Origin of the sequence: Streptomyces sp. NPDC088400, from assembly GCF_044753355.1 — a bacterium.
GTDB lineage: Bacteria > Actinomycetota > Actinomycetes > Streptomycetales > Streptomycetaceae > Streptomyces.
In genome coordinates, this window is record NZ_JBIVMZ010000005.1 from 146,264 (window position 1) to 168,514 (window position 22,251).

The 22,251-nt window shown below is 69.2% G+C and carries 15 protein-coding genes and 3 tRNA genes; 10 read left to right on the forward strand and 8 right to left on the reverse strand.

The genetic code is table 11. The features are described from left to right. Window positions 1–297: 297 nt before the first annotated feature. Together ACIQD6_RS14725 and ACIQD6_RS14730 are read left to right on the forward strand one after the other, a co-directional pair. Window positions 298–882, forward strand: a complete 585-nt coding sequence (locus ACIQD6_RS14725) for a DUF5819 family protein (RefSeq protein WP_401882031.1) — start codon at window positions 298–300, stop codon at window positions 880–882. Next, window positions 872–2,020, forward strand: a complete 1,149-nt coding sequence (locus ACIQD6_RS14730) for an HTTM domain-containing protein (protein WP_401882033.1) — start codon at window positions 872–874, stop codon at window positions 2,018–2,020. The genes ACIQD6_RS14725 and ACIQD6_RS14730 overlap by 11 nt, the downstream gene beginning before the upstream one ends. 263 nt (window positions 2,021–2,283) lie before the next feature. On the opposite strand, the gene ACIQD6_RS14735 is transcribed toward ACIQD6_RS14730, so the two are convergent. From ACIQD6_RS14735 to ACIQD6_RS14745, 3 genes are all read right to left on the reverse strand, one after another. Further along, the gene (locus ACIQD6_RS14735) at window positions 2,284–2,502 is read right to left on the reverse strand and encodes a hypothetical protein (protein WP_401882036.1); all 219 of its coding nucleotides are present in this window, start codon (window positions 2,500–2,502) and stop codon (window positions 2,284–2,286) included. Between the two features lie 576 nt (window positions 2,503–3,078). Further along, window positions 3,079–3,151: transfer RNA gene (locus ACIQD6_RS14740), tRNA-Arg, on the reverse strand. Between the two features lie 210 nt (window positions 3,152–3,361). Next, window positions 3,362–3,452 (reverse strand) — tRNA-Ser (locus ACIQD6_RS14745). A gap of 206 nt (window positions 3,453–3,658) precedes the next feature. Between ACIQD6_RS14745 and ACIQD6_RS14750 the strand changes: the two genes are divergently transcribed. From ACIQD6_RS14750 to ACIQD6_RS14765, 4 genes are all read left to right on the forward strand, one after another. Beyond that, window positions 3,659–4,237 (forward strand): SSI family serine proteinase inhibitor, encoded by a 579-nt coding sequence (locus tag ACIQD6_RS14750; protein WP_401882038.1) that lies wholly within the window; start codon window positions 3,659–3,661, stop codon window positions 4,235–4,237. Between the two features lie 362 nt (window positions 4,238–4,599). After that, window positions 4,600–9,357 carry a PAS domain-containing protein gene (locus ACIQD6_RS14755; RefSeq protein WP_401882041.1) on the forward strand — a complete coding sequence of 1,586 codons (4,758 nt, stop codon included), beginning with the start codon at window positions 4,600–4,602 and terminating at the stop codon, window positions 9,355–9,357. Window positions 9,358–9,566: 209 nt separating this feature from the next. Beyond that, window positions 9,567–9,977 (forward strand): hypothetical protein, encoded by a 411-nt coding sequence (locus tag ACIQD6_RS14760; protein WP_401882044.1) that lies wholly within the window; start codon window positions 9,567–9,569, stop codon window positions 9,975–9,977. After that, on the forward strand, window positions 9,974–12,112 hold the full coding sequence (locus ACIQD6_RS14765) for a tetratricopeptide repeat protein (protein WP_401882046.1): 2,139 nt from the start codon (window positions 9,974–9,976) through the stop codon (window positions 12,110–12,112). Before ACIQD6_RS14760 ends, ACIQD6_RS14765 begins: the two co-directional genes overlap by 4 nt. 277 nt (window positions 12,113–12,389) lie before the next feature. On the opposite strand, the gene ACIQD6_RS14770 is transcribed toward ACIQD6_RS14765, so the two are convergent. From ACIQD6_RS14770 to ACIQD6_RS14790, 5 genes are all read right to left on the reverse strand, one after another. Next, window positions 12,390–12,479, reverse strand: a tRNA-Ser gene (locus ACIQD6_RS14770). A 174-nt stretch (window positions 12,480–12,653) separates the two neighbouring features. Continuing rightward, window positions 12,654–13,775, reverse strand: a complete 1,122-nt coding sequence (locus ACIQD6_RS14775) for an asparaginase (protein WP_401882048.1) — start codon at window positions 13,773–13,775, stop codon at window positions 12,654–12,656. A 204-nt stretch (window positions 13,776–13,979) separates the two neighbouring features. Beyond that, a complete protein-coding gene (locus tag ACIQD6_RS14780; protein WP_401882051.1) occupies window positions 13,980–15,644 on the reverse strand; it encodes a long-chain fatty acid--CoA ligase in 1,665 nt (554 codons plus the stop codon). Window positions 15,645–15,855: 211 nt separating this feature from the next. Continuing rightward, window positions 15,856–16,590, reverse strand: a complete 735-nt coding sequence (locus ACIQD6_RS14785) for a SigE family RNA polymerase sigma factor (protein ID WP_401882054.1) — start codon at window positions 16,588–16,590, stop codon at window positions 15,856–15,858. Window positions 16,591–17,081: 491 nt separating this feature from the next. Further along, window positions 17,082–17,393, reverse strand: coding sequence for a hypothetical protein (locus tag ACIQD6_RS14790; RefSeq protein WP_401882057.1), 312 nt, complete (start codon window positions 17,391–17,393; stop codon window positions 17,082–17,084). A gap of 351 nt (window positions 17,394–17,744) precedes the next feature. Between ACIQD6_RS14790 and ACIQD6_RS14795 the strand changes: the two genes are divergently transcribed. The 4 genes from ACIQD6_RS14795 to ACIQD6_RS14810 all read left to right on the forward strand — a co-directional run bounded on the left by ACIQD6_RS14795 (window position 17,745) and on the right by ACIQD6_RS14810 (window position 22,241). After that, window positions 17,745–18,833 carry a bifunctional DNA primase/polymerase gene (locus ACIQD6_RS14795; RefSeq protein WP_401882060.1) on the forward strand — a complete coding sequence of 363 codons (1,089 nt, stop codon included), beginning with the start codon at window positions 17,745–17,747 and terminating at the stop codon, window positions 18,831–18,833. 13 nt (window positions 18,834–18,846) lie between these two features. Continuing rightward, entirely contained in the window at window positions 18,847–19,425 is a 579-nt protein-coding gene (locus ACIQD6_RS14800; RefSeq protein WP_401882062.1) for a TetR family transcriptional regulator C-terminal domain-containing protein, read from the forward strand. Between the two features lie 435 nt (window positions 19,426–19,860). After that, entirely contained in the window at window positions 19,861–21,213 is a 1,353-nt protein-coding gene (locus ACIQD6_RS14805; RefSeq protein ID WP_401882065.1) for a KamA family radical SAM protein, read from the forward strand. A 5-nt stretch (window positions 21,214–21,218) separates the two neighbouring features. After that, window positions 21,219–22,241 carry an N-acyl homoserine lactonase family protein gene (locus ACIQD6_RS14810; protein ID WP_401882068.1) on the forward strand — a complete coding sequence of 341 codons (1,023 nt, stop codon included), beginning with the start codon at window positions 21,219–21,221 and terminating at the stop codon, window positions 22,239–22,241. The last annotated feature ends 10 nt before the right edge of the window (window positions 22,242–22,251 follow it).

Sequence of the window (22,251 nt, forward strand, 5' to 3'; positions counted from 1 at the left end):
CGCCGCCGTTAGTATTCCCGCGCCCCCCCCCCCCCGCGCGGGCCCCCCCCCCCCCCCCCCCCGCCCCCCCCCCCCCCCCCCCCCCCCCCACCGGTGAAAATCCAGGAAATACGCAGATGAACAGCCGAGTCGGGAAGGCCGGGTGGGGCTGTGCCGGGTGTCTTTGAATCAGTGGATGTGAAGGGCAGGGAGCAGACAGGTGGTGGTCCGACCACACCAGGATCGTCCGGAGAATTACTCGCGGCCCACGGCCCGTCAAAGCCACCCGGTCCGCTGAAGGCAGGACTGGGTGCGGCAGTGGTGCTGTGCCTGGCGATTTCTCTGATCCATGTGCTGATGATGTTTCTGCATGTGGCCCCTCCCAACCCCGTTTCCCAGCAGTTCAGTCGGCAGGTCAACGCGTGGGTCTATCCGTTGTTCGAGCAGAACTGGCGGCTGTTCGCACCGGAACCCGAATCGGTCAACCGGCAGATCTCCGCGAGAACCGCGCACCTCACCGCGGACGGCACCGTGCGGGTGAGCAATTGGTTCGACCTGAGCGCGGTTGACAATTCAGCGACCGAGCACAACGTTCTCCCGAGCCATACGACTCAGAACATGCTGCGCCGGGCCTGGACCACTTACACCGAACTGCACGGCACCGATGACGAACCGCGTACCGAGCGCGCCGTGATGATCCAGAAGTATCTGCGCAATATCGCGGCGGCCCGTGTCACTTCCCATCACCGTGGTGCCTTCGAGTCCATTCAACTTCGCGTCACCAGCCTGCCCATCGCCCCGCCCGCCACAGCGAATGGCGACCGCCCGGCGGCCAGGACAGCACCGGCGCCGAGCGACATCCGTGTCCTCCCCTGGTGGAAGGTGACCCCCGATGGGAACTGAACAAGAGCCGGTCGCGGCATCCGTACCCCGTCCCCGCTCCCGCCCCCGATGGCGCGCGGACAACTCGCGGCTTCTCCACCGGGCCGGTGCGCTCTTGGCCGCGCTGACCGAGCGGCCCGTGTCCCTGTACGCCACGGCGGTGCTGCGCATCGGGTACGGCCTGCTCTACCTCGTCTTCCTGCTGCGCGAGTTCCCGCACCGCGACGAGATCTGGGGGCCGGATTCAGCGTGGACGCCGACGCTGGCGAAGCAGCTGTTCGACCAGACGGAATGGGCGAGCCTCCTGACGCTGTCCGACAACAGGGCGTACTTCGAGGTCTGCTACGCGGTGGCCGTCGTGACGTCCGCACTCTTCATGCTGGGCTGGCGCACCAGAGCCGTGTCCGTGCTGTTCGCGGTGGTGGTGGCCTCGTTCCACGCCCGGTCGATCTTCATGACGGACGGAGGAGACAACCTCATCCTCCTCATGGCCGTCTACCTCGTCTTCACCGCCTGCGGCCGACGCTGGTCCCTCGACGCGCGCAGGTCCCGGCTCCGAGCCTCCCAGGACAGAGCCCCGAAGCGGCCGGCCGACTCGCACAGAACCGGACTTACGGGTCAACTCGGTGACGCGCGGCACACGTTGGTGACTGTCCTGCACAACTGCGGCATGTTCGTCATCGCCGCCCAGATCTGCATCCTCTACGGCTCCGCCGGTCTGTACAAGGTGCAGGGCACCGCCTGGGGCAACGGCTCGGCCCTCCACTACGTACTGAACCTCGACCTGTTCCGGCCCTGGCCCGCACTGTCCCTCATGGCGGACGACCACGTGACGCTGATCGCCATCGTCAGCTATGTGACCGTCCTGCTGCAGGTCGCCTTCCCGTTCGTCCTGTTCGGCCGGCTCAAGTACCCCGTCCTGGCGATGCTGCTGGGCATGCATATCGGCATCGGGGTATTCATGGGGCTGCCGCTCTTCTCCGGCGCGATGATCATCGCGGATGCCGCGTTCCTCCCGGACCGCTTCTACCAGTCCCTGGCGCGGCTGTGGCGCCGTACCACGCGGCGGACAGAGACCACCGGGACCGACTCACCAGCCGAAGGCACCGCGAACGTCCCGTCGCAGCTCGGCCCCGCCGTCGTACAGAGGACGGGCTGACTGTCGGGTACCGACGGCGCCTGTCCGTCCCGGACTCCCGGGCGGTTGCCGGCGAACACCACCGTCAAGGCAGAAACCAGAGGCCCTGTGGATTGCTCCACAGGGCCTCTGAGCTGCTGTGCACTCGGCAGGATTCGAACCTGCAACCTTCTGATCCGGAGTTCTATGTGGACCGGTCAGTGACGGCCATACGGCCACGGCAAGGCTTCTGGGGTCGGTGCGGGACGCCGACGGTCGGTGAAGGTCGCTGTACCGCAGGGATGTCAGGGACGGTTGCTGGTGGCCGGACGCACATGAGGGGCTCCGGCAGCCACCATGATCCCCGCCAACACGACGGAGCTGCCCGCCGCTGCCGCTGCCGTCACCCGAACCCCCAGCGGTACGTCGTCCACTGCTCTACGCTCTCCGTCTTCCATGACGCACAGGGTGCGCAGCGTGAGGAATTGGACGTCATAGTCCGTCGCCCCCTTCAGCTGGCTCATACACGGGTGGTTGTAGGGGAGCGGAGCCGAGTTCGTCCCGCCATCCTGCGCCACGGACACGGTCAACATCAGATTGATGGCCCCCAACGAGTAAAAGGCCGTAGCCGTGGCCGCACAGGCAAGAGCGCCGGCAACGACCACACGGCGCCATCCGGACCAGTCCCGGTTCCCCGGCAGGACAATTCTGAGGCACCGGAGCAGCAAGAACACGACCATCGCGATGGCAGCCAGAAGTACCGCCGGTACCAGGAGGATCACGGCAACCCCTTCTACTGGGCTCGGTTACTCACGGTCATCTAGCCCGCAACCATCCGGCCTCGACGTCAACTGTGGTTGTGGAGGGGGCCAGCCGTGTTCGAGTCGGGCCAGGGCGGGACCAGTCCACGGCGGTGCACCAAGACGAGTCATTCCGAAGTTCCGTCTGCCCCTGCGGCGCCCAGCACGCACGCTCGCAGCGTTGCCGAAATGCCCTGGTAGCTCCGCACCCCCGGCTCCGGGACGTTGCCGTCAACTACTGCCGTCAAAGCAAAAAGTCAGAGGCCCTGTGGATTGCTCCACAGGGCCTCTGAGCTGCTGTGCACTCGGCAGGATTCGAACCTGCAACCTTCTGATCCGTAGTCAGATGCTCTATCCGTTAAGCTACGAGTGCTTGGCGTTCCGGGCTTTTTCTTCCCGGTCGGCGTTGCGAGAACAACATTACATGACCTGCGCCGTCAGATGAAATCCGTTAGCCAGACCATGGCTGACCTGCGAAAACACCTCAGAATCGGCCCGGAGTACCCGGAGTGTCCACGGCCTCCCCGAGCCGTTCAACGACCGAAGCCCCAGCCGTAGGGCCGGGGCTTCGGTGATCAACACGCGGAGGCGGAGGGATTTGAACCCTCGATGGGCTTTAAGACCCAAACCGCATTAGCAGTGCGGCGCCATAGACCGGACTAGGCGACGCCTCCAGCTACATCCGCGCTTGCGCGAATGGTGCGTGCAGATGATGACACAGCCGGGTGGGCTGTCACCAATCGGTTCTCACGGTACTAGGCAGGCGGGCCGTAGAGCAAAGCACCTCCCGGGTGCGCAACGCATGGGGCCCACGCGCGTTAGAGATGCCGGGACGCCGTCCCCCGGATCCGTAGAGATCGGTAACCCTTCAGGAGCTTCCATGCTGCGTCGCCTCGTCTGCACCGCCGCCGCCTCCGTCGCCATGTCCGCCGTCGCGCTGGGCACCGTCGCACCCGCCGCCTCCGCCGATGCCTTCGCCAGTACCTCCACCGTTCCGCTCACGCAGTTCACGCGGCCGGCGCAGATCGCGCCTCTCGCGCCGATCGCACACCGCGCGCCGCTGCCCCTGCCCCTGCCCCTGCCCCAGGAGCGCGAAGGGCGTGGGGGGCGCGAAGGGGGACTGAAGGCTCAGGACGCGTTCAGCGTCACCGTCGCGGGCCTCAAGACCAAGGCCGCCCCGGCGACCTACCAGCTGAGGTGCGGGCCGGCCGGTGGGTCGCATCCGCAGGCCCGGTCCGCGTGCAACCGGCTCGTGGAGCTGGCCGCCGACGGGAAGGATCCGTTCGCGCCGGTGGCCAAGGGCACGCTGTGCACGATGCAGCACGGCGGTGACGCCACCGCGCGCGTCGCCGGCACCTGGAAGGGCCGGAGCGTCAAGGCCGCCTTCAACCAGCAGAACGGATGCGAGATCGCCCGCTGGCGGACGCTGGAGCCGTTCCTGCCCAGCGCCACCTCGTAGGAGTTGCCGGAACCAGTCGTAGTCGGTCATCGGTCATCGTTGGCCGGTCATCGGTCATCGTTGGCCGGTCATCGGCGGTCGCGGCGGTTCGTCGCAGGTCGGGTCGCCGTCGGCCTCCGAAAGCCGGCCCTCGGAATACGTGCAGGTAGCGGGGTTCAAGACGGATTGCGGACCGGTGACCTGGGTATGAGCTGCCGGTGGCACAAGCCATCCGCACACAACCCCTGCGAGAGCTCCCGCTCATCCGCCGCCGGGGTCACCGTTCCAGCCCTTAGACTCCCTTCAGTGACAGGCCAGGACCCGAGGGGCAAGATGGGTGCGGCCGTCCGCAAGGTGCAGTAGGTCAGGGAAGGAAGCGTCTCGTGAGCAGCAGGCCATCCCGGGGCGCTGCTCGCCTCGCGGCGATACTCGACGCACTGCCTGACGGCTTGGTGCTCGTCAACGCCAACGGCACGATCGTCAACGCCAACACCATCGCGCTGGAAATGTTCGAGACGCCCGGCACCGCGCTGGTCGGTCGCGGGCTGCTCGATCTGCTGCCGGAGTTCGACTCCAAGCTGATCCCCGGTTCGATGCGCCGCCCCGCTTCGGCGGACGCCCGTGGGCGTACGAAGCCGACGCGGATGATGGCGCGGCGTACGGACGGCGGTGAGTTCCCGGCCGAAGTCACCAGCGCGAGCCTGGAGGACGGCCGGGACGCCTACAACGACTCGCACAGTTACACCGGCGACGAGCTGCTGATGCTGGTCGTACGGGATCTGTCCGGGACCATGGACACCGAGGCGGAGCTGGCGCGTTCGCAGCGGCAGACCGAGATGATCCTGCGGGCCGCGTCGGAGGGCGTCGTCGGTACGGACACCGACGGCCGGGTCGTGCTCGTCAACCCCGCCGCCGCCCAGATCCTCGGCTTCCGCGCCAGCGACCTGGGTGGCCACGAGCTGCACCCGCTGATCCTGCACTCACGCGCCGACGGCGAGCCGTTCCCGTACTCGGACTCGCCGCTCGCCGACACGCTCAGGTCGGGGCGCAAGCACCGGGTGCGCGGGCAGGTGCTGTGGGCGAAGAGCGGCAAGCAGGTGCCGGTCGACCTGACGACCGCGCCGGTACGGGACGGGGACCAGCTCGTCGGCGCCGTGATGACCTTCACCGACCGGCGTCCGTACGACGAACTCAGCGAGCAGCACACCACCGAACTGGCCGAGGCGGCCGAACAGCACGCGGCGGAGCTGACGGAGACGACGGTCCGCCTCACCACCGAGCTGGCCGAGACGACCGACCGGCTCACCGCCGAACTCGCCGAGACGACCGACCGCCTCACCGCCGAACTCGCCGCCGCCGACGAACGGCACGCGGCGGAACTCGCCGACCGCAGTGACCGGTACGCGGCCGAGATCGAGGAACTGACGGAGCGGTACGGGGAGACAGCCGACCGGCACTCCCAGCTGACCGCCGTCCTCGGCGAATCGCTGCGCGGGCCGCTGGAGGAGCTGCGCGGCGAACTGACCACGCTCGCCGCCGATCCGGCCGGGCAGCTGTGGCCCGAGGCCAACCAGATCCTGCATCATCTGGCCGCCGGTTACTCCCGGATGACGACGCTCGTGGACAACGTCCTCGGGTACCAGAAGCTTGACGTCGGCACGGAACAGCTGGCCAAGACGAACACCCTGCTCGACGGGGTCGTGGCGGCCGGTGTGGAGGGCGCGGTCGAGCTGATCGGGCCCGGCCGGGCGCAGTTCGCGGTGCATGCCCCGCCGATCGAGGCCGAGGTGGACGGCGGACGGCTGGCCACGGCGCTCGCGCATCTGGTCGCCGATGTGGCCGGGGTCGACTCGACCGGCCGGGCCCGGGTGGTGCCGGGCGGCGGTTACGTCGACTCGACGATCGTGGTGGCGGCGGCGCAGCGCGGCAATGTCGTACGGATCGAGGTGCGCGGGCCGTTCGCCGGTGGCGATCCGGTGCATGAACCGATCGTGCGCGGGATCGTACGGGCCCACGGTGGCGTGCTCCAGACGCACGAGGTGCCGGGCATGAGCGGCAGCGCGTACGTACTGGAGCTGCCGCTCGGCGACGGCGCGGGTACGGTCCAGACGCCCGCCCAGGCGCCGTCGGCACAGCCCGCGCTGCCTGCCCAGGCCTCACCGTCCCCGCAGTCTTCGTCGTCCTCGCAGTCTTCGTCGTCCTCACCGTCCTCGCAGCAGCGCGGTCCGGGGACCTCGGCGGGTGGCCGGCGGCGCGCGCGGAGGGCGTCCACGGACGCGTTCCTCGACGGGCCGGTGGAGACACCCGGCGAGCGCGAACCGACGGGACGGCGCCGGGCGCGCGCGGCCGGCGGCGCCGAGGACACCACGGCCTCCGAACAGGACAGCCAGGGCGGTCAGGACAGCCAGGGTGGTCAGGGCAGTCTGGGCGGTGGGAGCGGTCAGGACAGTCAGGCCGGCCAAGGTGGTCAGCTGATTCCGGCGCAGGACTCCGGTCCGGGCGGCGGCACCGGCCGTCGGCGTGGGCGCCCGAGCCCGGCGGAGGAATCCCCGGCCCCCAGGCCGAATGCCGGGTCCCGCTTCGCCCTGCCCCCGGGCGCGCCGTCCGAAGGCTCGGTCGTCACGGCCGCCGAAGGGGCGCATCCGACCGGGCGCGCGGCGCTCGGCCAGGCCGTACCGCCCGGAGGGGTTCCTCCGGAGACCGCGGCGGGGACAGGGCGCCGGGCGCGGCGCGCACTGCCTGCCCTGCCCTCCGGTCCCGTGTCGCCCAGTCCGATCGCGACCCCCGGTCCCGTGGGGCCCGCCAGTGCCATCGCGCCCGAGGCGCCGGCCGAGGCCGCCTCGCCTTCCGTGCCCGCAGCGCCCCCGGCGGGGCCCGCGGCCCAGGGGCAGCTCCAGCCTTCGGGCGCGACGCCAGGGACGTATCCGGTTCCCTCGGCGGGCGCCTCCCCGGGGCAGCCCGCCGGGCGACGGGCCCGGCGCGCGCTGGCCCCCGCGCAGGAACGGCCCGCCCCCGCACCGGCCGAGGAGGGCCCCCGGAGCGCGTTCGCGCTGCCGCCCGCCGCTGCCGACCGGACGCCTTCCCCGGCCCAGTCCGCCGGGCCCGCCGGGCCCATCCGGCCGACCGCCGACGGCTCGGTGCTGGGCCACCACGACGCCGTACGGGACGCTGTACGGACGGAGCCGGACGCCGATCACACCCCGCCCCAGGCGCACCCCTTGCCACCGGGGCGGCGCCGGGCGCGCAGTGCCCCCGCTCCGGCGCCCGAGTGGCCCGAGAGCGGTACTCCCGGTCAGGGACTCGCCTGGCCTGCGGCGGAGGACCAGATCGAAGGGGTCGAAGGGGTCGAAGGGGTCGAAGAGCCCGTCGAGCTCGACACCGGCGCCATGGCCGTCGACCCGCACGGCTGGGCGGGACCCGGTCAGGACGCCCCCGGCCGGGGCGCGGGCCTGGCGACCAACGGGCAGGGACTGCCGGCCTCTTCGGGCTTCGGCATGATGCCCGGCCCGCCCGGCTGGCCCGACGCCCCCGAGCCGAGCAGCGGCACCGACGGTGCCGGTCAGGGCGAATACGGCGCCGGGAACGGCCCGGCCGCCCGCCCCCACGCCCACGAAACGGACAGCCGTACGGACCTTCGTACGAACGGTGGCACCGGCAGCATTCCGACCGGCCAGACATCCCCGGCCCCTGGGGCCCCAGGGGCCGGGCAGACCGGACAGGCCGCACAGGCCTCTGAGGCCACTTCCGCCTCGTCCGCCGCTTCGGCCGCTTCTTCGGAGTCGTCCCTTCCGGATCCCCGGCTCGGCGCTCACCAGCCGCTGCCGCCCGCACAGCCCCTCCCCGAAGAGACACCGGCGCCGCCGACGGCACCGATCCCGCCCGACTCGACCATGGGACGCGCCTTCAACGTGCGCACTCTCGGCCAGGGCATGCCCTTCGTCCAGCCGCAGACGCAGCCCCAGGCGCAGAACCAGACGCAGGGCAAGGCACCCGGGCAGGGGCAGGCGCAGGGCAAGGCTCCGGGACAGCCGCAGTCCCTCGGCTCCGGCAGGCGCCGGAAGCTGGGCACTCCGCCCGACGGCACCGAGCGCGCCGCCGAACGCCCCGAGCCGACTGCCAAGCCCCACCCGCAACTTCACGCGCAGCCTCATCAGGGCCAACAGCCCCCGTCACAAACGGGCGTGGGCACACGCACAGGCGCAGGCCCCCGCACCGGCGCCTCCCAAACCGCCCAGGCCGCCCAGGCCGCGCAGGCCTCCCAAGGCGGTTCGCGGCTGCCCGCCGCGTACTCCGAGGGACGGTCGTACGCGATAGGAGCGCCCGACGAGGGCGCCGAGGGCCCCGAGCCGCTGGACGGTCCCGGCGGCGCGGTCGAGGTCGCCAACCGCCCGCAGCCGCAGCCCGTCGACGACGAACTCCCCCCGGAGCCGCTCGACAACCCCCGGCGGCTGCTGGTCTGGCCCGCGCCGGACGTCGCCACCCAGCACGCGCTGAGCTCCCGCGGCTACCGTCCGGTGATCGTGCACTCCCGTGAGGAGGTCGACGCCCAGATCGCCGCGTTCCCCGCGGCGCTCTTCGTCGACCCGCTGACCGGACCGATCACCCGTACCGCCCTCCAGTCGCTGCGCCAGGCCGCGGTCGCCGCCGAGGTCCCCGTCCTGGTGACGTCGGGTCTGGGCCAGGCGACCCGCGAAGCGGCGTACGGCGCGGACCCGGCCGTACTCCTCAAGGCCCTGGCACCGCGCGACAGCGAACAGCACCCGTCACGGGTCCTGTTGATCGAGGAGCACGACGAGATCGCGGTCGCGCTGACGGAGACGCTGGAGCGGCGCCTCATGCAGGTGGCACGGGCGTCCACCGACGAGGAAGCGGTCCACCTGGCCACCCAGATGCGGCCGAACCTGGTGGTCATGGACCTGATGCAGGTACGGCGCCGGCGCGCGGGGATCATCGACTGGCTGCGGGCGAACGGCCAGTTGAACCGGACCCCGCTGGTCATCTACACCTCGACCGGCATCAACGAGGCGGATCTGCCGCGGCTCGCGTCCGGCGAGACCGTACTGTTCCTCGCGGAACGCTCCACCAGCACCGAGGTGCAGTCCCGGATCGTCGACCTGCTCGCGAAGATCGGGACCAACTAGCCGCCGTACGCGTGCGTAGGAGAGGAGGCGGCGGCCCTGGGCCGCCGCCTCCTCTCCTACGCACGCGATTACAGCAACGGCTCGATCAGCGACCACAGTTCATCCGAGACGATCCACGGACGCTACTCCCTCACGATAGTTGTTTTGCCTACGCTGGAGCACTGGCTAGTCTGAGATCACACGTTACGGCTGATTGGAGGGGTGAGTTCGTGGATCCGGAGATGGCTGCGCTGGCGGGAACTGCAGGGACAACCCTGGTCTCATTATTGACGACTGAGGTGTGGCAGCGGGCCAGCGACAGTATTGTCTCGTTGTGGCGGCGCAGTCAGCCGGATCGGGCCGATGCCATCACTGCGGAGATCGACGCGACCCGCAATGACCTGATTGCCGCGCGGGCCGACGGCGATGCGGGCACGTCGGCTGAGCTGGGTGCGGAGTGGCAGGGCCGCATCCGGCGGCTGCTCGTGGCACATCCTGAGGCCGCCGACGGTCTGCGGGCGCTGCTCGCAGAGCTGGCCCCAGCGGCACCTGTGGCGCCTTCGGTGACGCAGCACGCCAGCGCCTCCGGGCATGCACGGGTCTACCAGGCCGGCCGCGACCAGAACTTCAACCATCGGTGACCCGCCACAACGACGCCCAGGCCGACGGCCAGGGCCGCATCTACCAGGCCTCCGGCGACCAGCACATCACCGAACACCACCACCACAGCCCCGACTGGAGCGGCCCGGACTCCGTACGCCGCCCCGCAGTCGGCCGTGCCCCGGTAGTGCTCCGTGACCGCACTGGAGAGATGGACCGCCTGCGCGCCGCCGTCGAACCCGGCATCGGCAACCGCGTCTATGTCCTGCACGGCCTCGGTGGTTGCGGGAAGACCGCCGTCGCCTACACGCTCTTCGACCACGCGACCATCCAGGTCGGCCGGATCGGCCTATGGGTCAACGCCTCCGACCCCGCCTCCCTCCGCGCTGGGATGCTTGCGGTGGCCGCCGACCGCGGTGCCACCGACGGCGAACTGATGGGCGCTCGCAGTGGACTACGCCCCGCAGCCGACCTTGTCTGGCAGCACCTTGACCGCTCCGACCGACCCTGGCTGCTTGTCCTCGACAACGCCGACGATCCCGCGATCCTCCGCGACGGCGGCTGGCTGCGCACCAGCCCGGTTGGCATCGTCATCGTCACCAGCCGACAAGCAGCAGCCCACTGGTGGCCCGGCGCCGAACTCCTCCAATTCGGCGTACTCCCACGTGACGAAGCCGCCCTGATTCTGCGCGATCTCGCACCCCACGCCGGGACAGTCGAGGACGCCGCAGAAGTCGCCGACCGTCTCGGCCGACTGCCGCTCGCGCTCACGCTCGCTGGTGGGTTCCTGGCCCACCAGGTGATCGATCCCTGGACCATGGCTGACTACGGCCGACGGCTCGAGGGCACAGAGGGCCTCGATCCCATCGAGCTGATCGACCAAGGCGCCGTGGGCGGCAGCGACTCACGTCACCTGCTCAGCCGCACCTGGCAGCTCTCCCTCGACGCCCTTGCCAACCAAGGCCTACCCGAAGCCGGCAGCCTGCTGCGCTTGCTCGCCTGCTGGGCGAGTGACCCGCTGCCACTCGCGCTGCTCCCAGGCGCCGAAATCGGCTCGGACCTGCCCGCGTTCCGTATCGAGTCAGCCCTTCGCGGACTACTCGACCAGTCCCTCACCGAGCTGGTGCCCGGTAGTGTGCGCTGCCTGCGCACCCACGGTGTGCTACTCGACAGCGTGATCCGAACCACAACCGCCGACCAGCGTGAGCTGCTCGCCGCAACGGCCGCCCGGCAACTCAAAACTGCGCTGCCGGAGGCTCCGGAACACGCAGCGCAGGATCCTCAAGTGAGCATGCTCGCCCCGCATGTGCTGGCGCTGCTGCGCCGGGTCGCGGACTGGCCGGTCGACCGAGTGGTTGTCGAGGAAGCCACCCAGTGCTCGTTGCGGCTCGTGGTTGCGCTACACCGCAGCGGCGACTACTCCTCGGCATTGACCGTCGCCAACAAAGCTGTCGAACTTACCAAGCGGCGTCTGTCTGAAGACCACCAGTTGGTTCTCAGGCTGCGTCAACGTGTCGGTCGGGCTTTGTACCGGCTCGGTCGATTCGAGGAAGCCGAGGACCTGCACCGCCATGTACTTGAAGCGTGCGAGCGCTCCTTCGGTTCTGCCGCCTTGGACACCCTTGAGAGCTGCCTGGGCCTGTCGCGGCCGCTGTGGCAACTTGGGCACGAATCTGAGGCAATGCCGCTGATACGGCGGGCCATGACAGGCCGGACCGAGGTGCTGGGATCCGTCCACCCGTTAACGCTCGTCGCGCGGACGTACCTCTTGGAAGTAGCCCCAGGACCAGAGCTGGACGAGGAAGTAGCCATGGGGCAAACCCTCGTTGCGGATTGTCACCGAGCAGCCGGGGAGCAGCATTCGATCACGCTGGCGGCTGAACTCAACCAGGCGGATCTCCTCCGTCGCGCAGGGCAGGCTGCCGAGGCGCTTCCCGGTGCCCGCAGGGCCTTTACAGCGCACGAGCAGCATTACGGGACCGAGTACCCGATCACATTGGCCGCTCGGACGCTGCTGAGCATCGTCCTATCGGAACTCGGCCAGTATGCGGAGGCGATCGAACATGCAGAGGCGGTGGTGGAGGGCCAGACCCGAGTGCTGGGCGCGTCCCATCCTTGGACGCTGGCGTCCCAGAAGCGTCTGGGCCAGTATCGAATCTCGCGCAGGCAGCCGTAGCACGGATGATGCCCGGCGTCCGTGCTAATGAGTAGGTGACCGTCGAGCCGCATAAGTCGCCGCAGCCGCCAGTTTGTGTCTGCACCCCGCTCGCGCGGGGATGTTCGGTCCGGCTGGCGAAAACCCACGCAGAATTCGGCCCCGATCTATAACCAGTAGCAGACGACAGCCCCGGCTGCCCAAGCATCAACGATGACTTTGGAATCATGCTCCCTCCACACAAGCGGAGATATCCCGGAACTCCTCGACGACACCGAAGGGGAAAATTGACACAAAGTAGGGCTAGTGGGGCTTTAACCCACGGTGACATCGCTGCTACAACGGCTTTCAAGGACGTCCCCTTGGGCCGCTCGGGTAGCCCAGCCTTGCCACGCGGAGCGGCTACAGCCTACCGGTCGTGGCCGGTCTCGGGGGCCGTTGGTCGGTCCCTGGGGTCTTCGTGTGGATCCGGCCGCCATGGCGGAGCTCTGGTGACCGGCGACAACGCGGCAAGCCACGGTGCCGGGGCTCGCGAGCCCCGGCACCGTCCGAACGAAGAGCGCTAGCCGCGGCTCTTGAACTCCGCCGTGCCCAGGGTGGTGAACCAGCCGCGGATCTTGTCGACGTCGTCGGTGGTCGCGAGGGAGAGCAGGAGCAGGATGCGGGCCTTCTGGGCGCCGAGGTCCGCCGCGCCGATCACCGAGCCGTCCGCCTTGTCGTCGTAGACGGCGCCGTTGCCCGTACGGGTGGTGGAGGCGAAGACCATGTCCTTCTTCTCGACGGCCTCGTCACGCGCCTTGGTCATCGCCGGTGAGATGCCGCCCGCGCCCGTGCCCGCGGTGACGACCCCGGCCGCGCCGGAGTCGGCGAACGCCTTGATGGCCTCGCCGCCCGCGTCCTGGTAGCTGTAGGCGATCTCGACCTTCGGCAGGCTCTTTCCCGGGCCCGCGATCTTGTCGAGGTCGAACGGCGTCTTCCAGCCCGGCTTGCCGCACTTGTCCACCCGCGCGGGCGCCCTGTTGATCCGGACGCGGTCCTGGTCCACCACGCCCAGGGCGCCGCCGGCACCACTGTTGAACGTGTCCATGCGCAGCGCGTCCGACTTGCGGGCCTCGCGGGCGGCCTGTATCTCGTCGTTGAGCATGATGACGCTGCCGAAGCAGGTCGTCTTGCCGCTGGCGGCAAGCTGGATGGCGTTGTACAGATTCGCCGGGGCGTCGGTTCCGATGACGGTCCAGGGGCGCATCGATCCGGTCAGGATGACCGGCTTGTCGCTGCGGACGGTCAGGTCGAGCCAGTAGGCGAACTCCTCCATGGTGTCCGTCCCGGTGGTGACGACCGCCGCGTCTTTCGTACGCAGTTGTTCGTCGACCGTCCGGGTCAGCTTGCGGAAGTCGGCCATGGTGTAGGCACTCGACCCCTTGTTGCCGAACTGCACGGTGGAGACGTCGGCCACGCGGCCCACCTCGGGCCTGAGATCACCCACCAGCTTGGAGACGGGGAGTTTGCCCGACTCGTAATCCTGGAAGTCCACCCGGCTCTTGCTCACCCCGGCGATCGTTCCGCCGGTGCCGATGACCGCGACCTTGGGCAGCTCGGCCGGGGCCTTGCGCTGCTCGGCGGCGGTGGCCGTACCCGCGGTCAGGGCTATGACGGCCGTCAGCAGGACGGAGCGACGCAGCATTCCTCGCATAACAGAACTCTCTTTTCCGGGATCGACAGGAAGCTGGGGTTCCGGGATCGCCGGTACTGCCGTGATGCGCCCGGATCGGGTGGAGCCGAGCACAGTCTGGGGAAAGAGTGGCCGAGTCACGTTTCACGCTGCGCCGTCCCCGTTAATTCTGCGTTTCTCCTGCCTGCCGTGTTGCAACGACCACTGGAAACGCTCTCAGACCCGCACGACCTCCAACGCCCCCTCAGCGAAGCGTCCCCGCAACACCTTCTTGTCGAACTTCCCCACGCTCGTCTTGGGCACCTCGGCCACCACGGCCCACCGCTCCGGCAGCTGCCACCGTGCGATTCCGTTGGAGGCGAGGTGCTCACGAAGGGCGAGGAAATCGGCCGTGGCACCGTCCCGGAACACTACGGTGGCCAGCGGCCGCTCTCCCCATTTCTCATCCGGGACGGCCACGACGGCGGCCTCGGCAATGCCGGGGTGGGACATGAGCACGTTCTCCAGCTCGACCGACGAAATCCACTCGCCGCCCGACTTGATGACGTCTTTTGCCCGGTCGGTGAGGGTCAGGTATCCGTCGGGGGAGATCGTCCCCACGTCCCCCGTCTTCAGCCAACCGTCCTCGCTGAATTTGTCAGCCGGACGCGTGGACTCACCCTCTACCCCGCCGACGTACGCGCCCGTGACCCAGGGCCCGCGCACCTCCAGCTCACCGGCCGACGCACCGTCCCACGGAAGTTCTTCGCCGCCCGGACCGATGAGGCGTCCCTCGACGCCCGCCGGAAAGCGGCCCTGCGTAAGCCGGTAGGCGAACTCCTCCTCGGAACCGGGCGCCACCGTGGCCGGCGGCCTCGCCACCGTGCCCAGCGGCGACGTCTCCGTCATGCCCCAGGCGTGGAAGACCCGCATTCCGAGCTCGTCGAATGCCTTCATCAGGGACGGCGGGCACGCCGAGCCGCCGATCGTCACCTGAGTCAGGGTGCTGACGTCACGCGGTTTCGCGGTCAACTCGGCGAGCAGGCCCTGCCAGATGGTGGGGACGGCGGCGGCGTGCGTGGGCCTTTCGCGCTCGATCATTTCGGCGAGCGGGGCGGGCTGGAGGAATCGGTCGGGCATCAGCATATTGATGCCGGTCATGAACGCCGCATGCGGCAAACCCCAAGAATTACAATGAAATTGGGGCACGATCACAAGCGAGAGGTCCGCATCCGTCAGACCCATCGACTCGGCCATGTTGACCTGCATGGAGTGCAGATAGATGGACCGATGCGAATACGCGACCCCCTTGGGCTCCCCGGTGGTCCCGGATGTGTAGCAGAGCGAGGCCGCGCGCCGTTCGTCCAGCTCCGGCCAGTCATAGGCCGTAGGGTGCCCGGCGAGCAATTCCTCGTACTCGTGAACCCGCACGCCGGAAGCCGCGGACAATGCCGCACGGGCTTCGTCCGCCACCGCGCCGGAAACGACCACGTGCTCAAGCTGTGGCAAATTCGGGAGGAGCGGGAGCAGCAACCCGACCAATGAGCCATTGACCAAGATCACCTTGTCGCCGGCGTGGCGCGCAATGTAACTCAGCTGATCGGCCGGAAGCCGCAGATTCAGAGTGTGGAGAACCGCACCCATGGACGGCACAGCGAAGTACGCCTCCACATGCTCGGAGTTGTTCCACATCAGGGTTCCCGTAACGTCACCCTCGCCGACACCCAACCCACGGAGCGCGTGCGCCAGCCGCGCGGCACGTGCCCCCACTTCGGCGAAACTGCGGCGCTGTGGCTCGCTCCCGCCGGTCCAGGTGGTGACCTGTGACGTTCCATGTACGGTCATCCCGTGACGCAGGATGCGGGTCACAGTCAGCGGTACGTCCTGCATGGTGCTGAGCACGGCGTCCTCCCGGTGGGCGCTTGCGCTACGTGGCAGAAGAAGCAGAAGAGTTGCGCGAATTGTGCGCACGTACCGTCTGGTATGTCACTACCCAGGAGTAGAAACCGCCGTACGAACTCTCCGAAGCCCGCCTTGGACGCACCGCTCGGGAAACGCCAGGCATCACCTGGAAACGCCAGGTATCAAGCGCCGGGCATCAAACGCCGGGTCATCAGCGGACCGGTGAGAGCTCCGGGTCCTCGCGGAGCTTGCCGAGCGCACGCGACACCGCGCTCTTGACCGTGCCGACCGAGACGCCGAGCACCTCGGCGGTCTGGGTCTCGCTGAGATCCTCGTAGTACCGCAGGACGACCATCGCCCGCTGACGGTCGGGGAGTCTCATCACCGCGCGCCACATCGCGTCGTGGAGCACCTGCTGCTCGGCGGGGTCGGGCTCCGGCAGGCCCGCCGGCTCGGGCAGTTCCTCGCACGCGAACTCGTCGACCTTGCGCTTGCGCCACTGCGAGGTACGGGTGTTCAGCAGGGCGCGGCGGACGTAGCCGTCCAGGGCTCGGTGGTCCTGGATCCGGTCCCAGGCGACATACGTCTTGGTGAGGGCGGTCTGGAGCAGGTCCTCGGCGTCGCACGGGTTGGAGGTGAGCGAGCGCGCGGTCCGCAGCAGCACGGGCCCCCGCGCCCGTACATACGAGGAGAACGACGCGTAGCGCGGGTACTGAGCGAAGGTGACCTGCGGCGAGTGGGCCTGATGCGAGTAGGCCTGATGCGAGTAGGCCTGATGCGAGTGGGCTTGATGTGAATGGGCTTGATGCGGCGGCTGCGTCTGATACGTCTGGTGCACCGGCGGGCCCTGAGCCGGGGGCGCGGAGAGTGCGGGCAGCGATGCGTACGGCGGGAACGCGGCCGGCTTGGCGGCTTTGGAGGCGCTCGTGCAGACAGGCGTGGTCATGGCTCAACGCTAGGAGCGGGCCCCACCTCAGGGGATCGGCCCCAAGTCCCGAAGCGTTGTCCGCCTCAGGGAGTACGAGGGGTGTCGGCTGCACCTCCTGAAGGTGGAGAGGGGGAGTGGACCCGTAAGGGTCCGAACCCCGGGGCGGGACCGGGCGGCACCGGGCGACAGGGGCCCGCGAGCACTCTGCGGGCACTCTGCGGGCGATCGGCGCCGTCCGTCGCAGGTGGGACGCGTACGGTACGAGGCCGACGCGGCGGGCGCATCGGCCATGCGGCCACAGCACGCCGAAAGGCCCGTACACCATGCGTACAGGCCCCCCACGAACAGACCCCACGTACAGACACGTGCGATACGCGTGGCACACGCGGCACAGCGGCACGCGCGGCACACGCGCTACATGAGGGGAACGGACTGCGCGACGGCGCCGAAGCACCGTCGCGCAGAACGTCGTTCACCCCTCGGTCATCCCCCCGTCGGGCCGCGCATTACTACAGGAAGCGGTTGAAATTGACCGCGATGGTCTCGTTGGACTGGTCGATGGCGGTGAAGGCCGAGCCGATCACGTTCGCGGTCTTGTTCTGATTCGAGGCTCCGGCGCCGGTCGCCACCTGTTGCGTGGTCGTCGAATTGCCGAGGTTCGCGCCGCCTACCCCGGTACCGCCGATCGTGGCCACGGTCGCGTTCGATCCATCGTTGGAGACGGCGCCGTTGTCAGCCTGGGCCACACCGGTGTAGAGCGCGGCGACGAGGGGCAGCGCGGCGACAGCGGCGAAGGCACGAGCGGTACGGAAGCTTGCCATGTCATTTCCTCCAGTGAACCAGAAGTACGGCTGTTTCCAAGGCAGTTGGCCGACCGCCTCGGTCGTGGTGACGACGTCGCGAATCCAGAATTGCCCACCGAATCCGCCGCGAACCAGCCTGGAGGACCTGATTCGCTCGCAAGCGTGATGACATGTCGATAAACCCCCGATGCGCCCCCAAAGCCCCAGCTCAACCCCAATCGTCGACAAACCTGCGTCGATGAACCTGGCCACCGCCTGGTCACCACAAGGCTTCCCGACGGCAGGCCAAAAGGTGCGCCATCGCCCGAATCTGGCGTTCTCTCGCCACCACCCCTTCCTTTCTTCGAACGCTTGTACGAACATAGAACCATGGCCACCACCGCCCGGCACTCCGCCACCACCCCGGCCCTCGCCCACGCGCTGTCCGCCGCCGAACGTGGGCTCCCCGTCTTCCCCCTGTCCCCCACCAAGCTCCCCGCGCTGCGCTCGCCCCATCGGGACGAGCCCGAGCCGGTCCGCTGCCGTGGCGAATGCGGGCTCCCGGGCCACGGCGTGCACGACGCGACCACGGACCCCACCGGCGTACGCGCCCTGTTCGCCGCCGCGCCCTGGGCCACCGGCTACGGCATCGCCTGCGGCAGGCCCCCACACCAGCTCATTGGTATCGATCTCGACGTCACGCCCTCCGACGGCGTCGGTGCCGGTGCGGTCGCCGGTGCCGATGCCCGTGCCGGTGCGGGCTCCAGGGCCAGTGCCGGTCCGAGGGCACTCTCCGGTCCCGCCCCGGACTACGGTTTCGCCCCGGACTCCGTGGCCGCCCCGGACTACGGTCCCGCTCCGGACTCCGTGGCCGCCCCGGACTACGGTCCCGCTCCGGACTCCGTGGCCGCCCTCCAGCAGCTGGCGCTCCAGCACCTGTTCACGCTGCCGGAGACCGTGATCATCCTGACCCCCAGCGGCGGCCGCCACATCTGGCTGACGGGCCCGCCGGACGTCGTCGTGCACAACTCGGCGGGCCGCCTCGCCCCCGGCATCGATGTCCGTGGCACCGGCGGCTATCTCGTCGGCCCCGGCTCCGTCACGGCCCGTGGCGCCTACCGGGTGGCTCCGGGCCCGGCCGGACTCCGGCCCGCCCCGTGCCCTCGCGCGCTCCTACGGCTGCTCGCGCCGCCCGTACACCCGCGACACCAGCCCCAGGGGCGGCCCGCGCAGGGCCACGGCCTGGTGCGGTTCGTCCTCGCTGCGCACGAGGGACAGCGCAACACCCGGCTGTTCTGGGCCGCTTGCCGTGCGTACGAGCACGGATACGGCGAAGCTCTCGTGGAACCGCTGGTCGCCGCCGCCGTACGCACGGGCCTGAACGAACGCGAGGCGCGCGCGGCCATCGCCTCGGCCGCCCGCCTGACGGCCGGCCCACGGGAGCACCGTTCACCGGCTTTCCGGTGTAACGAGTGGTAGGTACAGTGACCGCATGAGCAAGAAGGAGGCACTCACCCTGGCCACGGCCGACCTCCTGTGGGAGCGGGGGTACACGGGCATGAGCCCGGCCATGATCCTGGAGCGCGCGGAAGCGGGCCAGGGGAGCATGTACCACCACTTCTCCGGCAAGGCGGGGCTGGCGGTCGCCGCCATGACGCACATGAGCGACCAGCTCCGGTCCAGCGTGGAGGAGGCCCTGGACGGGGAGGAGTCCGCCGTCGCGCGCGTCTGCGCCTTCCTCGACCGGGAGCGCGACCCGCTGGCCGGCTGCCGCATGGGGCGCCTGGCACAGGACCACGACGTCGTCGCCGACGCCGGTCTGCGCGCTCCCACGGCGGACTTCTTCACCTGGCTCGCCGACCGCCTGGCCGCGGTGCTCGCGGACGGGGTACGCACGGGTGAACTGCGTTCCGACACCGACCCGGACGTGATGGCTTCGCTGATCATCGCGACGGTGCAGGGCGGTTACGTCCTCGCCCGCGCGCACCAGGATCCCGCGGCGTTCCACCGGGCGGTCGACGGCGCCAAGCAGGTCGTGACGCGTCTCGCCGCCACTCCGGGACAGGACTGACGCGAACAGGACGGACGCGACGCGGTACGAGTCGCCGATGCGAAGCCGTACGAGCTGACGCTTCGTCGCGGTACAAGCTGACGCTCCGTCATGTCCAGAGTCGACGCTCCGCCATGTCCCTTTCCTGGCACGGCCATTGGGGCCTGCCGCTCGTACGGTCTCCACGACACGGACGCCAAGTCGGCACGACGCAATTGATGCCGCCCGCAGACCATTTATTCAGAAGACTCATGAAACCAATTCATGCACGAGACGAATGGATGGGCGGCTGCGGCTATTTCCCCTCCGCCCGGTCCCTCGTCTAACTTTCTGACGTGCAAGCAGTAATGCCTTGCAGGACCGGGCTCCACCCGGCCGCGGCCGGATCGCCGTATCCCGCCGCAGTATCACGCGCTCACCGATGCTCACCTTCTGCCGTTCGGACGGAGAATCCGCATGGGTAACGAAACTGCCGTCAAGTACAAGCCCTACAATCGTTCGTCGATCAAGCGGGCACCCCAGTGGGAACGCATTCCTGAGGAACTCCGCGAGGCGGTCGACGTGGTCACCCACGTACTGCCGTTCAGAACCAACCAGTACGTGCTGGACCAACTCATCGACTGGGACCGCATACCGGACGATCCGATCTTCCGGCTGAACTTCCCGCACCGGACGATGCTGGATCCGGACGACTACACGACGCTCCGGGACCTGGTGCGCTCGGGCGACAAGAAGCTGCTGGCCAAGGAGATCCACCAGGTCCGCTCGCGCATGAATCCGCATCCGGCCGGCCAGTTGACGCACAACGTGCCGCGGCTGGACGGCGAGGTCGTCCCGGGGATCCAGCACAAGTACGCGCAGACCGTCCTCTTCTTCCCGAGCGCCGGCCAGACGTGCCACGCGTACTGCACGTTCTGCTTCCGGTGGCCGCAGTTCGTCGGGGAGGACGACCTGCACTTCGCGGCCCGGGACGCCGCTGGCCTGGCGGCCTATCTCAAGCGGCACCCCGAGGTCACGGACGTGCTGATCACCGGCGGCGACCCGATGATCATGCGGACGGCCACGCTGGAGCGCTACCTCGAACCGCTCCTGTCGCCGGAGCTGGCGCACATCCAGAACATCAGGATCGGCACGAAGGCCCTCGGGTACTGGCCGCAGCGCTTCGTCAGCGACGTGGACGCCGACGGGCTCCTACGTCTGTTCGAGCGCCTGGTGGCCGCCGGAAAGCACCTCGCGCTGATGGGCCACTACAACCACCCGGCCGAACTGCGGCCCGAGATCGCGCAGAACGCCCTGCGCCGCGTCCTCGCGACCGGCGCCGTCGTCCGTATGCAGTCGCCCGTACTGCGGCACATCAACGACGACCCGGCCGCCTGGAACGAACTCTGGACCCGGGGCGTGCGACTGGGCGCCGTCCCGTACTACATGTTCGTCGAGCGGGACACCGGCGCGCGGTCCTATTTCGAGCTGCCGCTGGCGGAGGCGTACGACATCTTCCGTACCGCCTACGAGTCGGTCTCCGGCCTTTCCCGTACCGTGCGCGGGCCGTCGATGAGCGCCTTTCCCGGAAAGGTACTCATCGACGGAGTCCCAACGATCCGCGGCGAAAAGGTATTCGCCCTGCAATTCCTCCAGGCACGCCGGGGAGATGTCGTACGCCGTCCCTTCTACGCGAAATTCGATCCCGCCGCGACCTGGTTCGACCAGCTTGTCCCGGCCTTCGGCGAGCGCACGTTCTTCTTCGAAGAGGAACCGGTCGCGGACGGCCCTTCCGTGCTCGGCCGGCCGCTCGACCTCGTGGGGGCGTGAGGCGCATGACCGAGGAAACGCATCCGACCTATGAAGTCCTGGCACTCCGTTTCGGCACGCACGCAGACCGGCCGGCGCGGGACAACTTCCTTTTCGACGAAGGGCAGTTCACGCCGGGCCCGATGCCGATGGACTTCTACCTCTGGGTGATCCGCGACGACCGGCGTCTCCTGCTGGTGGACACCGGCTTCTCCGAGGAGATGGCGCTGCGCCGGGGACGGACCCTGTTCCGCTGCCCCGTCGACGCCCTGGCCGACATCGATGTCACGGCCGATGACGTACCGGACGTCGTGATCACCCACATGCACTACGACCACGCCGGGAACCTCGACCGCTTCCCGGCGGCCCGCGTCCATCTGCAAGAGGAGGAACTGCGCTTCTGCACCGGGCCGTCGATGCGCCACCACGCCGTACGCAGACCCTTCGAGCCGGTCAACGTCCACACGGCCGTGCAGGGGCTGTTCGAGGAACGGCTGGTGCTGCACCGGGGGGAGGCCGAGATCCTCCCCGGAGTGACGGTGCACCGGGTACCGGGCCACACCCCGGGCACCCAGGTGGTCCGGGTGCCCACCGCGCGCGGCTGGGTCGTGCTGGCGAGCGACGCCACCCACCTGTGGGACAACATCCGGCTGCGCAGCCCGTTCCCCATCGTCGACCAGCTCACTCCGATGATGGAGGGCTACGCCACGATCGAGGCCCTGGCGGACAGCGACGACCACATCATTCCCGGCCACGACCCGCGGGTGGCCGAGCGGTTCCCCCGGCTGCCCGGGGCGCCGGACTGGGTCCGCCTCCACGAAGAGCCCCTCGCCGAGCCCGTTCCCGTAGAGCCTGTTCTCGACGGCACGCGAACCGGCACGCAAACGGGAACGCCGACCCGTACGCAGACCGGCACGCAGACCCGTACGCCGACCCGTACGCAGACCGGCACGCAGACCCGTACGCGGACCGACACACCGACCCGTACGCGGACCGGCACGCAGACCGGCGCGCAGACCGGCGCGGTGGCGAACGGGGCCCTGCGGTGAGGGCCCTGCG

What these genes read in the sequence shown, in the direction of transcription:
- ACIQD6_RS14735 (WP_401882036.1), bottom strand. Translation starts at nt 2,502, where the DNA reads ATGAGCCAGCTGAAGGGGGCGACGGACTATGACGTCCAATTCCTCACG.
- ACIQD6_RS14800 (WP_401882062.1), top strand. Translation starts at nt 18,847, where the DNA reads ATGAGCAAGAAGGAGGCACTCACCCTGGCCACGGCCGACCTCCTGTGG.
- ACIQD6_RS14750 (WP_401882038.1), top strand. Translation starts at nt 3,659, where the DNA reads ATGCTGCGTCGCCTCGTCTGCACCGCCGCCGCCTCCGTCGCCATGTCC.
- ACIQD6_RS14805 (WP_401882065.1), top strand. Translation starts at nt 19,861, where the DNA reads ATGGGTAACGAAACTGCCGTCAAGTACAAGCCCTACAATCGTTCGTCG.
- ACIQD6_RS14730 (WP_401882033.1), top strand. Translation starts at nt 872, where the DNA reads ATGGGAACTGAACAAGAGCCGGTCGCGGCATCCGTACCCCGTCCCCGC.
- ACIQD6_RS14810 (WP_401882068.1), top strand. Translation starts at nt 21,219, where the DNA reads ATGACCGAGGAAACGCATCCGACCTATGAAGTCCTGGCACTCCGTTTC.
- ACIQD6_RS14785 (WP_401882054.1), bottom strand. Translation starts at nt 16,590, where the DNA reads ATGACCACGCCTGTCTGCACGAGCGCCTCCAAAGCCGCCAAGCCGGCC.
- ACIQD6_RS14795 (WP_401882060.1), top strand. Translation starts at nt 17,745, where the DNA reads ATGGCCACCACCGCCCGGCACTCCGCCACCACCCCGGCCCTCGCCCAC.
- ACIQD6_RS14790 (WP_401882057.1), bottom strand. Translation starts at nt 17,393, where the DNA reads ATGGCAAGCTTCCGTACCGCTCGTGCCTTCGCCGCTGTCGCCGCGCTG.
- ACIQD6_RS14775 (WP_401882048.1), bottom strand. Translation starts at nt 13,775, where the DNA reads ATGCTGCGTCGCTCCGTCCTGCTGACGGCCGTCATAGCCCTGACCGCG.